A 13542-nucleotide genomic window follows, 5' to 3' on the forward strand; every position below is an offset into this window, starting at 1 on the left:
GACTAATGACTATTGACTAATGACTATTGACTATTGACTAATGACTAATGACTTCACATCATGAGCCTTTGCATAAATCCAGTTTGCCCTAAACCGAATCATCCCCTCAATGGAAAAAACCGCTTTTGTCAAAGTTGTGGTTCTCAGTTGGAATTAGTCGGACGTTATCGAGTCAAACATTTATTGAGTGACACGACTGGATTTGGCAAGGTTTATCTAGCTGAGGAACAAGGTACAAATAAAATTATCAAGGTATTACCAGCAAATTCAGCTACTGATAGCAAAGCGGTAGAATTGTTTCATCAAGAAGCTGTGTTTCTGGGAAAACTCAATCATCCTGGTATTCCTAGAGTAGATGCGTATTTTCAACACCATACTAGAAATGACTTAATTCTATACTGTCTGGTATTAGAAAAAATTGAGGGCATTAATTTAGAAGAGTGGGTAGAAAAACAACAGCAGCTTATTTCTGAAAAACAGGCGATCGCATGGTTAAAACAAATAGCAGAAATCTTAGACATAGTCCACACTCAAGGTTATCTACATTTAAATATTAAACCCTCCAATATTCTTATTCGTCCCAATGGACAACTAGTTTTAATCGACTTCAGCACAGCAAAACAATTAACTCAAAATTACCAAAATCGTAGTAACACACCTACAATGTCCTCTGGTTATAGTGCGCCAGAACAAATGCAAGGGAAAATGACTCTGCGCTCAGATTTCTTTGCGCTAGGACGCACTTTCACTTTTTTGTTAGCCAGGAAACATCCCTTAGATATGTATGATGCGCGCCATAATTTATTACATTGGCGTAGATACGCTCATCAATATTCGTCTTCATTTCTAAATTTAATTGATTGGTTGATGACACCAGAAATCAATTATCGTCCAGCCAATTCCCAAGCAATTTTGTTTCGTCTAGAAGAACTGAAAACTACAAAAAATCACCATAAATCCGAAGATAATAAAATTATTGCAGAATCTCCAAATATAGAGTTTAAAGAACCAAAAATTGAGCCTCTTTTATCGCCGTCAACCAAGCACATCCGAAAGATATCTCTCACAGCTTTACTAACTGCACTATTAGTTTCCTTGGGATTACTCAGTGTAGTCGCATTTTTAACTGACAATCGGAAGTTTGTTACTCTACTCCCAACAGTTACGCAATCACCACAAAGAAAAGGCAAAATTGATTATTTTCCTTATGAGGTAGGTAGAGATAATCAAGGTAGAGAAGCAGAATTTAATATAGCTGTTTTATCCGTAGATTATAAATGGTTAGCTGATAGTAACTTTCAAATCACAAATACCAATCAAACCATTAGTCTTGATGTTTTAAAATTAATGTTAGAGCAAGAAGGCATTCAAGAAATTATGGAAGAACCCACAGAGATAATTTCTGTAGGTACAGCAAATTGTAACTTAAAACTAGCAACTGCCCATAGTCGAGCCTTAGAACGTTCCCAAAATATCCAGAATTTAGCCAAAAAAATCTTTAAAACTACTAATGTCAAAAGTTATAGTTTATTAAATTTAGGAAGATTTCAAAAAGAAGGTTGTAAAAATAACCAGGAATTAACTAGATATCAAAATAGTGTAATTATTATGGGGATGAGAAATCCAAGCAAAGGTATTATTATCAATGAAGCCTTAAGAGACAGATTGATAAATAAACCTTTTGCTGATTTTAAATTAGAAGATTATTCGTTAAGTTCACCAGATAAATTTAAAATCATTTCTAATAAACCTTGATTTACTTACTTCATGAGACACAATATCCCCGACTGAAAATGTCTTTAATTTTGAATTTTGAATTTTGAATTTTGAATTGTTAACAGACGTGTTTGTTGTTCTTTGACAAAATCTTCTGGTTCACTAAAATCTAACCAAAAAGCTACTTGGGTAATGTTACATACTGGGGGAAAAGCATTGAGTTGATACCAATTTCTTAGTTCGATTTCCTCAGAATTATTCTGTAATTGGGAAGCTGACTGTACTGTTTTACTTAAGATGCTATAAAATCCAGATAACTTTAAGGCATCGGCAAGAAAACACTCACTTACAGAGAAATGTTCGCTCATACCTCTACCCCACCAGCGCGGTACATTCACAAATCCCTCTAGGCGTGCGATCGCTGTCATCATCTGCGAAAATTCAGTTAGATTCCAGCCTTTGTTTGTCAGCCAAGTCTCTAATTCCGCCTCGTTAGTCACGCCCTGTTGTTGTAAAAAGTTTTGCGTAATTTTTTGAGTAATGCTAGGTCTTAAATGTACCTCAGACTCGCTGTGGGTTTGTTCCGCTAAAGCCCAGAGAGTCGCAACTAAACGATACAATTTCTGCTCACAACTTGCTAATACCGATTGAGTTTGATTGTCTTTCTCTTCTACAGAGAGATGTTTACCAACCATCGTCAGAATCAATTCATGTAATTGCTCAACCTGTTGGTGAAAACCATCATGTTCACTATAAATTTTCAGCAATGCTTGAATCCGTCCCCAACGTTTCACTAAAGCGGGTTCTAACTCATCTGGAGTAACATTAATTTCAGCTAAATTAACCGCTAGGGGTGGCAGATTTTGACTTTGCGCCACAGCATCACACCATCGCACTAGCCCAGCCAGATTACGTAACTGAATGTAAACCCTGCCGAGAAATCGGGCTTCTTGACATACTTTTTCCGTTAGAGGTAGCCAAGAATAGGCTTGTGGTAGGGGACGAATGGCTACTCTCGCCTGGAGTTCTTCTATAAACATTGACTTGTTGAGTTGAAACTGTACCTGATTCTGCTCAAGATTCTCCCCAATCATAGTTGCCAGATGTTTCAACAATTCAACGGCATCTAATTGTTTTTGGTCTACATAGCCACCATTTTCTATGAATTCCCAAAAATGAGCTAAAACTTTAGCATCACCCCCCAGTGCCTCAGCATCCGCCACCGCTTGGCGTAAATATCGTTGACCGAAGAACTGCTTTTTCGCACAATTGATGATTAAATTGGCGATCGCTGGCTCAAGAATGTTGTGGGACACCGCCTGGTTAACTGTGGCGCGAATGTTAACTAAAGCATCTGTCAAGGGTTGGTACTGGGATGTAGCGTTGCTATGTAAAATTGCCACTTCATCGTCCCCGATATACTTGCCATCTCGATAGGCAGAAAAAATTGCCCCAAATCCCTCCATCCCAAAGGCTTCTAGTTCAGTAGCGCGGAGTGCGCCCATACTACTTGCGCCAAATACCCGTACTCCTGTGGCGATCGCCCACAGAATTTCTTTATGCCACACGGAAGCATTGCGATCAAAAAAACCATCAATAATGGCAATCACACGGGGTTTTAACCGCAAGCAAGCCAGAATATCACCACAACGGACAGGAGCTAGGTAACGGGCTGGTAAAATCTGACTAGCTTGGTTAACTGAGAGAGTCGGGCCAAGATAAACGTAAATCTGACTGGGTTCTAAAGCCATCAAGTCCATGTTGATTCATTAGTCGCGCAAAATTAAATTCATTAGTAGAGAAAGTCTAAATTTTGAATTTTGAATTGATACTACACCCCTAATAAGATGCAGGAAGATGTGTTTCTGGCACAACAACATGAACTACCGGGAAGCCAAACTCCTCGCGTGTGTGATTAACAAATACAGCTTGATGAAAGCCTAGACTACTGAGACAATCGAGGATTTGCTGAATTTCTGCTGCAAAGGTGGCTGTCGGGGGAAGTTCGGGCTGCGTTTCAAAATCAATGAGGGTGGCAATTGGTCTTTTGCCACTAAACTTGGGAGTTGGGCTACTACCAGGTAATTTGAAACGTCCCAACGCATAACTTTCAGGATGAGTGTCATCCCGACTACCTGCAATCAGTGTAACCCGTGACTGAGCTGATTCCGTAATAGCCCGCGCTAAGGCTATTTCTTTAGAACTGTGACACCCCCATCCTACAGTTGTGGGGCGGCCGTGCCAATTTTCGATATCACTGATCAGACATTTATAAGTAGGTATCCCCACAGTCGAGGATAAATCTGTAATGACAGCTTTTGCCCCAGCCAGTTGAATTTGATGGAGTAGTGATTGTAGTAAAGGAGACTTAATACTTTGAATCTCCACCAAACAGTTAATCCTCTGCTCTATCGGCAACTGCCACCAACGCCACTCAGCTTCCCTCTCGATGACTTCAAATAAGCCATGTGCGATCGCCTCCAGTAAGTGGTTGCCTGATGCTAGTCCATTGCTAGAAGTGCTGAATATTCCCGTATCATGTTTCTCTACAGTAGTATCTAAATCTAGATAAGCTTGCGGTATATACACAGGTTGATTGGTGAATAAATCTGTGCCGCAAATCCAATCTAAAGGTTTAGTAGGATGATAAGCTGCCCATCTTTTCCCAGGTTCTAGTTTATCAGGCGCGATCGCCTGATGATGACGAGAGATTTCTGCATAGGAAGCAACTATCTCTGGTTTTGGCAGATTTTCAGCGTGATAAGATTCCACAGATTCCATTGCGGCGGAAATCATCGCCAATAGCAGCGAAATTCCTTTACCTTGAGAACCAGAAAAGGCCTTCCCGTTTGGTCGAATCGCTTGAGCAACCGGAATCCCAATACAGTCCAAGCCAGTAATATCCGCAACACGCGTAATGCCAAAAGCAGGTAGAAATTCTTGTAGCCGTTCCCAAGTCTGATGGGGTGCTTGTGTGCGAAACGTACCATCAAGATTGAGCTTTGGTGCATTCAAATTTTGCCACATTGATCATGAGCATCTTTGCTCTTCCAATTGAATAATTGCATTTTGGGAATTTCCTAGAGCATCGATTCAGTAATCAAAAACCTAACCCCCCAGCCCCCTTCCCTACGAGGGAAGGGGGAGGCAAACTCCCATTTCCTCGTAGGAGAGGGGTAGGGGGAGAGGTTATTCCAGCATTACTGAATTGGTGTTCTAGAAAATCAGGATATTCCGTGCAGTCTTCTGAATCAAAATAAGCACCTCCATTAGCCTCGATGGAAGTGCCTGGAAATTTAATTGCTGTCAAACATTGCACAATTGCGGTGTAATTTAGATCACTATCATCTAGCTTGACACCGCCAATATGAAATCGAGACTACCAACAACACATAATTGTAGATTTGGGAGTATCACCAGAAGCAAGTCCACCAGCTACACTTTCCAACTCATCTTCTGATAATTCTCGGTTAGTTGGTCTAGCTTTAATACCATTAACACTCTTAATAGACCGGATATTCACAGTAGGGGTAGAATTTGGTAAACCAAGAACCACTTTCTCGGTCGCAACCATCACGGCTTTCACATCATCAGCATTAAAATCAAAACCGTTGGCTGCACCTTGCTCAACAGCAATTCTGGCAAAATCGCCTGCTTCCGAAGCATCTAAAGTCTCACGCAAATTAGAATTAGCTGGCTGCGCTAAAAAATTTTCGTAGTATTCCACAAAACTCTGTTGAGACATTTTGAATTCTCCTTGAGATTTCAGCAAGTTAATATGGGGAATCGACTTAATTAAGTATTTATCCCCTTGCCCAGTTAAAATTTAGACAAATTGTTTACTTATGTACATAGATAAATCAATTATGATCAATACAATAATGGAGGTATATTAGTCTGTCTAGAGAATTTTTATAAAATTTTGTGACGAACAATACAGACAACTCACATCTGAATTGCAGAAATTAGCTGTATACCTTTTCCGTGAGGGTCAATTTTTTAGATCTTGAAGAGTGTGGATGATAGCTGGAATCAGCTTTCCGGATTGTCGCCCATCAAAGCCATGACGATGGAAAGTAAACATAGCGATAGATGCAAGGACATCAGGTAAATCCTGGGATAATTGACCAATATCTCGGAGATAAACTAACTTTTGGGCAAGAATACGGTTATATTTTGTGTATACTTTCAATACATCTTTTTCCTGTTCTGTAACGGAGTAAATCTGGTATAAATTTTCTAGAGAAAGTAGTTCAACAGTGGTCATTGTGGCTTCAGGATCTGGGGGAATCAAATCACCTAAACTGTGCCAAGCTGCCAGAACTGACACCTGATCTGACATAGCACGGGTAAAGAGGTCATGTAACAAGCTGGGAAGAAGTACATCTTTGGGAACAACACACCGATGATGTTGATGGAGGTAGTCAAGAATGAGCCACTGGGAAGTATCTATGTCGAAGTGCTGATGAACCCATTGCATGGCTTTTGTACCACCAAACCGTTCAGTTTCAGGCTGGTATTCGCTAAAGAAAAACAGATGAATATGGTTTTCTTGTTGAAGAGAATACATTAGCTCGGATATTTCTGCGATCGCCTGTTGCTGATCCCCTTGAATAAAAAACCGCATTCGCACATCTGGCGGTTTTCTCATAAAGAAAAACCAACGTAACAAACCATAACTCCGCCAGCTATTTACTAAGGGTGCGATCTTGGCAAACAAGATCCGCGCACTGGGAAGTGCATCACCCTGATGTCTGACAAGTCCGACATTCAGTTGCACCCATTCTCCAGTTTCCCATTGATCACTATTGGGTGGTTGAGTTGTCTTTGAGTCGTCAATCATGGAACGTTTGAGTACAGCTTGTTGATTATAGAGATTGATGTTAAGTCAAGAAAAGAAATATTGACAAAAGAAGCTAGGTTACAGCAGTATTACGCCATATTAGTAACAGAGAAAATCAAGTGGCTCTCGATAACATTGAGCGAATTGCCGCACCACCAAAGGATGTGTTTTACCGTGAGTATATCCTTGCCCAACGTCCAGTGATTATCACGAATCTCTTTGAAACTTCATCACTGTGTCAAATGGATACTCTAGAAAAGGTCAGAACTGGACTTAGCGACATTCCGGTTCAAGTTTGTCCCAATTACATCGCTAATCTGTTGTCTGCGAAATCAGCTGATGATGCTCGGATGATGAACTTAGGCGCATATCTTGACTTTTTGCAAGCACAACCCACAAGTCTTGATATTTGTGTTGAGTATCCCACACCCCAAAATTTGCTGGAGTTATTACCTTTAAATTTATATCAAGATTTAAGTAATGAAAGCGACTTATATTCCAATATGTTTGTTGCTGGCAGTAAGAACTATGCCCATCTACACTATGATGCTGATCAGCGTAACGTTCTTTTATTTCAGGTGTTCGGGACAAAGCGATTTATATTAATTCATCCCCGTGAAACTCACAAACTAGATGCTATTAATCAGCCTAATTTATGCCGTACAAGTGGCTTATTTTTAGAAAATATGTCAGAAACGGAGAAAATAGATTTTATCCGCTATACCAATGCTATTGATGTGGTACTTTATCCAGGTGAAACTATTTTTATGCCGATGATGATCTGGCATTACATTGAATATTTAGAACCGGCTATGTCAATTGCTTATCGTTTGGGACGTAACTCTTATAATCGGCGATTGGCGCAAATGTTTCCGGCTCCATCTGTTGATGTTCAGACCTTGTCGTTGTTGCTGATGGACGAGACGGTGGCACAGTCACATCATACAGAATGGTTAGACAAACTAGAGCATACTAGTCATTTATTTGGTGAGCAGGAAAGCGATCGCCAAGCGGCTTTAAACTATCTTTGTCTGAAAATTCGTGGTCAATATCTGGGTTTTGAGCCTATTAAGAGTATGGGAGAATTGAGCCGACGGCAAATGATACTGGAACAAGCTCCCTTATATAGAGTCTAATTTGATTCCACTGTTGCGATCGTTTTGGATGACAAGTCAGGTTTGCTCCAATTGAATCAATTTTGCATAAGGACTATCCATCTGTGACATCTGTTGATGATTACCTCGCTGTATTACCTGACCTTTTTCTAGAACAATGATTTCATTACAGTCGCGGATGGTACTTAAGCGGTGAGCCACAATAATGCTAGAACATCCCCGATAGCGCAGATTCCGGTCAATAATTTTTTCTGTCTCTGCATCTAAAGCACTAGTTGCTTCATCCATGACTAAAATTGTCGGATCATTGACTAATGCACGAGCAATTTCCAAACGCTGGCGTTGTCCTCCGCTTAAATTAGCTGCACCCTCAAGCAAGTAGCTATCATAGCCTCCAGGTAAAGCTAGAATGGCTTCGTGAATGGCAGCATCTTTACAAGCTCGGATTAATTGCGAATTGGGTACAGTATCGTCCCATAAGGTTAAATTTTCTCTGACAGTACCAGCATATAAAAAAATATCCTGTTCTACGATCGCCAGAGAATTAGACATGACTGATCTAGGGATTTTCTCTTTGGGAATACCATCAAACAGAATTACCCCCGACCAAGGTTGGTACAATCCTGCTAACAATTTAGCAACTGTTGATTTCCCTGAACCGCTACCACCAACCAGAGCAACTCTTTCTCCTGGTTGTAGCTGAAAACTCAAGTCTTTAATTAATGGCTCATTCGTGTGCGAATAGCCAAAGGTGACATTTTGAAATTCTACATATCCCCGGAGTTGACAGGGTAACGCATACTGTACTGGCTGAATATGTCTATCTTGATTGTCTAGTTCAGGATCAGTCGGGTTTCGCAATACATCATCCAAACGAGTCAAATCACCCTCTAATTCTTGTAGGGTACTGCCAAAATTCACTAGAGAGTTGACTGGAGTTAAAAAACTAGTCATTAAACTTTGGAAAGCAACCAACATCCCAATGCTGAGATGTCCATCCATGACCCGCAGTCCACCGATCGCTAAAATTGATAGTGAACTTAAACTAGTCAAAAATGGCGGCAAAACCCCTAATACTTGATTGGTGATGCCTAATTCCTGCTGACCATTAATCAATTTGGTATAGTAACCAGACCAGCGTGAGAAGAAATCTGACTCTAAAGCTGAGGCTTTGAGGGTTTCCATACTTTGGAGTGCGGCAATTTCTGTACCTGCGACTTTACCCCGGTCTTGTATGGTTCGCATATACATATCTGTGCGTTGCCGCGAAACCCACTGTAATGCCAGGATATTAATTGCCACAAAACACACACTAATAGCCGTTAATACCCCATCATAAGCAAACATCACTATGGCATAAAATACTACCATGACTGTATCAATTACAGTCCTCGCTAATTGACCTGATAGGACTTCTGCGACTTTGGTATTAATATTAATCCGACTGCTGATTTCTCCGGCAAATCTTTGAGCATAAAATCCTACTGGCAAGCGCAAAATATGGTGGATAAATTGGCTAGACATTTCCACTGATAACTTAATATTTAATTTTCTTAAAAACCGTCTTTGCAAAAATGTTAACCATCCCTGAATAAATACAGTGATGCCCATGCCCAAAATGAGTGGACGCAACCAATCTGTACGGTTTTCTATAAGAACTCTATCAACAAAAATCTGATTGAATACTGGTAAAACTAAACCTGGAATAACTAGGAAAAATCCTGCGAGTAAACAATAGAGGATAGCCCCCCAAGAACTTTGTAATCTATCTACCAAAGCACCAATTAAGCTAGGTTTACGACCGCCGCGTTGAAATTCTGTGCCTGGTTCCATGACCAGGACAACCCCTGTGTAAGCTTCATCAAATTCTTGATAGGAAACTCGTCTTGGCCCTGTGGCTGGGTCATTCAGGTAAACCCAATTGTTTTTAAATCCTTCAACTACTAAAAAATGATTGAAATTCCAAAAGACAATATATGGCGGACGGAGTGTTTTTAATTGCTCCAACTGCTTTTTAAAACCTTTAGCCTGCATTCCGTAATTTCTGGCAGCTTTAATCATATTAGAAGCTTTGCTGCCATCACGAGAAATGCCGCAACTTTGACGCAGTTCGGCTAAGGGGACAATTTTACGGTAGTACGCCAAAATAATGCCTAAAGCGGCCGCTCCACACTCCACGGCTTCCATTTGCAAGAGGGTAGGAGTTTTGATACGGGAGGGAATTTGACTTTGTGCTGTTCCTAATTCTGGCGGTGGTGTTGGTTTGCGAAAGGGATTGAGTTGGGAAAGTGAGACGATTAAATTCATTGCTCAAGGGAGGGAACAGAATCGCTAGATTTCTTTAGTTAATTCCCGTAAATTCACGGAGAATAGGCAAAACAAAAGTAATGGGGGCTTGCTCTGCTACTTTTACCCGTACAGTGGTAGTTGTTCCCGCAGAAATGTTTAATTTTGGCCCCTGGGAGGAAGACCAACGATAACCGCTAAAGGTGGATGGGTCAATGACCATTTCTGCTCGCACTTCCATGTCTCCGCCACCAGTCGGCAAGATTTTTGCCACTAAGTCAGGATTGCCAATCAGCGAATTTGCACCTTCTTTAGTCACAGGTAAAGCGGAAACGGAGGTGACTTGAGCCACAATACCACCGAAGCGTTCTCTTTTGACGGAGTCGGGGGTGATTTGTAGGGTCATTCCTGGTTGAATCAGTTTGCCATCTTTGACGTTAAAGTAAGAGATGGCAACGAGGGGAGTGTTTTCGTTGCTGGTATTGACAGATACAAGCGGAGTTCCGGGACTAGCGACTTGACCAACAAAAGCGGAGACTTCTAATACACAACCACTACTGAGGCTGACAATTTGACTATTATCTAATATTTGTTTTTCGAGTTGGGCGATCGCTCGATTGGTATCTTGAATTTGATTAACTTTAGTATTAATATTTTCTGCGTTTTCTTGATCAATACGTTTACTCCTCGTTTCTAAGTCTTTTAATTGTGCTTGCAGTTCACCGACAGAACTGAGATTTCCTAAGTATCTCTGTTGTGCTTCCGTTTCTTGCACATCTAACTGCTTGAGTTGTGCTTGGATATCATAGACGGTTTGTAACCCTTGTTTATATTCTTGCTCTGCTTGTAACACGGTATCTTTGGCAATTGCGCCTGCGTCTAAAAGTTGCTGACGTTTTTGAAATCTATCTTGCAGCACTGGTACAAGTTCCGTCGCATCCTTGAGGCGTTGCTGTAAACTAATACGCTGTTGACGAATCGCATTTAAGCCTTTTTCATAAAATGCAGGCGTGAGAGTTTGGGTATCTCGCAAACGTTGAATGTAGCTAACTCTAGCAGATGCGATCGCTTCTTTTTCCTTGGTGGTACGTTGTCGCTGAAGTAAAATAGCATCCCGTTCTTGTGTTTGTAATTGTGCCAATTTGGAGCGTTGGAGCTGCAATTGTTGTTTGAGATCAGTAGGATCAATTGTGGCGATAATATGTCCTGTTTCGATACATTGTCCAGGTTTCACATTTAGACTTTGCAATTGTCCAGAGATGGGAGACTCAAAAGTTACAACTTGATTGGGTTGCATCAGTATTCCCTTACCTGAGACTGTAATGGGAATTCGTCCAAAGATACTCCAAACTAACCCCAAAACAATAAAACTACCCAAAGTAGCCAAAGGTAGCCAGTCTAAAGGATTGACTATTTGCATTAATTGATCCAATCTCTCTGGAGAAGATAACCGCTCCAGCGATTCTTTGCGAAATATACTCTCTTTATCAGCCATTTATTAGAAGCTAAGAATTGGGTAGAGTTTACCTTTTGTTGTCAAGATTGCTTATTTAGTCGTTTAATCATCCAGTCAAATCTAGCACCGGCTAGGGCAGTATTGTCTAATGTATCTAAGTCGATTTCATCTTCAACTTCGATATTTTCCGATAGGAGTTCATCTAATTGGTAAGCTAATTTACCAAAGCCACGCCGGAATAATCGATCACGGATTCTATCTGTTAAAACTACAGCGATCGCTCGATAAAAACGGGCTGTAAATCCTGTATCCTGCTTTAATTTTTCTGCTAATATTTGCTGTGGTAGTGCCAATAATACTGAAGATTCTGCGGCTTTGACTGTGGCAGAAGCATTTGTCATTTCTACAAAAGACATCTCTCCTAAAATCTCACCTTTAACTGATTTCGCAATTTCTTTTTGAGTCAGCCCATTGCGGGGGGTGCTAACAAAAATTCCTAATTTACCATTTAACAATATATATAATGCTTCAACGGGTTTACCTTCTTCAATCAGTATCGTTCCTGGACTAACTTGTTTTCTGATTCCTTGGGCAATCATCCAATCAATATCACTATCATTCAAAATGGCAAATACAAATAAAACTTTGCGTAATGGTTCACCAGGAACAACGTTATTTTGAGCGAGAAAATCAGTTAATCTTCGCAATTGCTGCGACAGTGACATAGACAGCATGTGATAAAAACGAGCAGCAAACTCTGTATCTCGCTCTAACTTTTGAATTAGTTCCAGTCGAGGCACAGATAACACGCGTGACTTTGCCAACGCTATACAACTAATCGAGGGGGGACGATTATCTATAAAAGATAGAGATTCTGCTATTTCTCCCGCAGCTACCCGATCAATTTCTACTGCATCTTCTATATTTCCAGTGGGAGAAACACAAATACTTAATGCACCTGTTAACAAGATTTCAATTGTATGGAGAACTGTTCGACCTTCTTGAATAATCACTTCATCAGGATGATATTCTATGAATTTGCTGACACTATGTAGCCAATCAATATCTCTATCTGCAAAAGCTAAAAAATGCGGAAAACTAGCCAAAATTTGTTTGAGCATATTGTCTAAACTTGATAATTAATGCAATTAAGTTATCTTTTGTAATCAACGGCGAGCTTGTAAAGTTGTGATGGTCATGAGAATTTTATGAGCCGATTCGGCAATATTAGTTTTAATATAGGTAATTAATTTCCATAAATATCACCTTTGGCTTTAGCAAACATAATTGTTGTTTTTAGTGGCTGGAAAATTAACTTAACTTAATATGAATTTGATAAAAAAATTTATAAATCTGATAGCAGTTTCTCTTTTTCTAGAAATATCAATTATTTCTAGTTTGCCCAGAGGCATGGCTGAATCACCACGGAGATGGCAAAACTGGCAAATCAGTCAGAAATTTATCCCCCCAAATCGCCAAGCACCCCGCACAGCTGCTGGCGGGGGAAGTCGTGGAGATTCTTGTGAGTTAGCAAGTAAAGAAACTTTACAGCCTTTAATACCGCAAAATAAATTCGGTTTAACTTTGGCTGAACGTCCTAGTTTTTACTGGTTTGTGCCGCACATGAGTGTACAAACGGCACACTTTTCCATACTAGATGATCAGGGTGTAGTCTACGAAACAACTGTTAAACTTCCTAACAAAGCGGGAATTATCGGTTTTACGTTGCCATCTAACGCCTCTAGCCTAAAAATTGGTAAAAAATATCACTGGTATTTTGCGATCGCCTGCAATCCAGAAGCAGAAAAAGAAATGACTGTAGATGGTTGGGTAGAACGTATCCCAGCCACGCCAGCCTTATCCCAGCAGCTAGCCAAGACAAATCCCCAGCAACTTTCCCAAGTTTACGCAAATGCTGGCATTTGGCACGAAGCGTTACATACCTTAGTACAACAACGTTTAGCATCTCCGAGCGATCGCAAAGTAGCAGCTAATTGGCAAATCTTTCTAGAGTCAGTCGGGTTAAAAGATTTAGTTTCCCAACCTTTGCTCAATCAATCTCTAGAAAATGTCCAGACTCTAAAAGAAAACCACAAAGGTGAATGTGGGAGTCAGCTTTAAATGCT

Annotated in this window: 10 protein-coding genes; 3 read left to right on the forward strand and 7 right to left on the reverse strand. The window is 40.4% G+C overall.

Going from position 1 to position 13542, the window contains the following annotated elements; translation table 11 throughout:
* Window positions 1–60 precede the first annotated feature (60 nt).
* Entirely contained in the window at window positions 61–1755 is a 1695-nt protein-coding gene (locus CLI64_RS06555; protein WP_103136451.1) for a serine/threonine-protein kinase, read from the forward strand.
* Window positions 1756–1799: 44 nt separating this feature from the next.
* Here CLI64_RS06555 and CLI64_RS06560 read toward each other — a convergent pair whose 3' ends face one another.
* The 4 genes from CLI64_RS06560 to CLI64_RS06580 all read right to left on the reverse strand — a co-directional run bounded on the left by CLI64_RS06560 (window position 1800) and on the right by CLI64_RS06580 (window position 6559).
* Window positions 1800–3476: a TfuA-like protein gene (locus tag CLI64_RS06560; RefSeq protein ID WP_103136452.1), complete on the reverse strand. Its 1677-nt coding sequence runs from the start codon at window positions 3474–3476 to the stop codon at window positions 1800–1802.
* A gap of 79 nt (window positions 3477–3555) precedes the next feature.
* Window positions 3556–4743 (reverse strand): YcaO-like family protein, encoded by a 1188-nt coding sequence (locus CLI64_RS06565; RefSeq protein ID WP_103136453.1) that lies wholly within the window; start codon window positions 4741–4743, stop codon window positions 3556–3558.
* Between the two features lie 352 nt (window positions 4744–5095).
* Window positions 5096–5461 (reverse strand): hypothetical protein, encoded by a 366-nt coding sequence (locus CLI64_RS06575; RefSeq protein ID WP_103136455.1) that lies wholly within the window; start codon window positions 5459–5461, stop codon window positions 5096–5098.
* 246 nt (window positions 5462–5707) lie between these two features.
* Window positions 5708–6559 (reverse strand): thiopeptide-type bacteriocin biosynthesis protein, encoded by an 852-nt coding sequence (locus tag CLI64_RS06580; protein ID WP_103136456.1) that lies wholly within the window; start codon window positions 6557–6559, stop codon window positions 5708–5710.
* A gap of 119 nt (window positions 6560–6678) precedes the next feature.
* On the opposite strand from CLI64_RS06580, the gene CLI64_RS06585 reads away from it, so the two are divergent.
* Entirely contained in the window at window positions 6679–7695 is a 1017-nt protein-coding gene (locus tag CLI64_RS06585; protein ID WP_157943205.1) for a cupin-like domain-containing protein, read from the forward strand.
* A 36-nt stretch (window positions 7696–7731) separates the two neighbouring features.
* On the opposite strand, the gene CLI64_RS06590 is transcribed toward CLI64_RS06585, so the two are convergent.
* The 3 genes from CLI64_RS06590 to CLI64_RS06600 form a co-directional block, all read right to left on the reverse strand.
* Window positions 7732–9861, reverse strand: coding sequence for an NHLP family bacteriocin export ABC transporter peptidase/permease/ATPase subunit (locus CLI64_RS06590; RefSeq protein WP_264082506.1), 2130 nt, complete (start codon window positions 9859–9861; stop codon window positions 7732–7734).
* A gap of 154 nt (window positions 9862–10015) precedes the next feature.
* Window positions 10016–11455 carry an NHLP bacteriocin system secretion protein gene (locus CLI64_RS06595; protein ID WP_103136459.1) on the reverse strand — a complete coding sequence of 480 codons (1440 nt, stop codon included), beginning with the start codon at window positions 11453–11455 and terminating at the stop codon, window positions 10016–10018.
* A gap of 41 nt (window positions 11456–11496) precedes the next feature.
* Window positions 11497–12537 (reverse strand): cyclic nucleotide-binding domain-containing protein, encoded by a 1041-nt coding sequence (locus tag CLI64_RS06600; RefSeq protein WP_103136460.1) that lies wholly within the window; start codon window positions 12535–12537, stop codon window positions 11497–11499.
* 289 nt (window positions 12538–12826) lie between these two features.
* On the opposite strand from CLI64_RS06600, the gene CLI64_RS06605 reads away from it, so the two are divergent.
* The gene (locus CLI64_RS06605; protein WP_157943206.1) at window positions 12827–13537 is read left to right on the forward strand and encodes a DUF928 domain-containing protein; all 711 of its coding nucleotides are present in this window, start codon (window positions 12827–12829) and stop codon (window positions 13535–13537) included.
* The last annotated feature ends 5 nt before the right edge of the window (window positions 13538–13542 follow it).

The sequence above is a fragment of the Nostoc sp. CENA543 genome, from assembly GCF_002896875.1.
In the GTDB taxonomy this organism is placed as follows: Bacteria; Cyanobacteriota; Cyanobacteriia; order Cyanobacteriales; family Nostocaceae; genus Trichormus.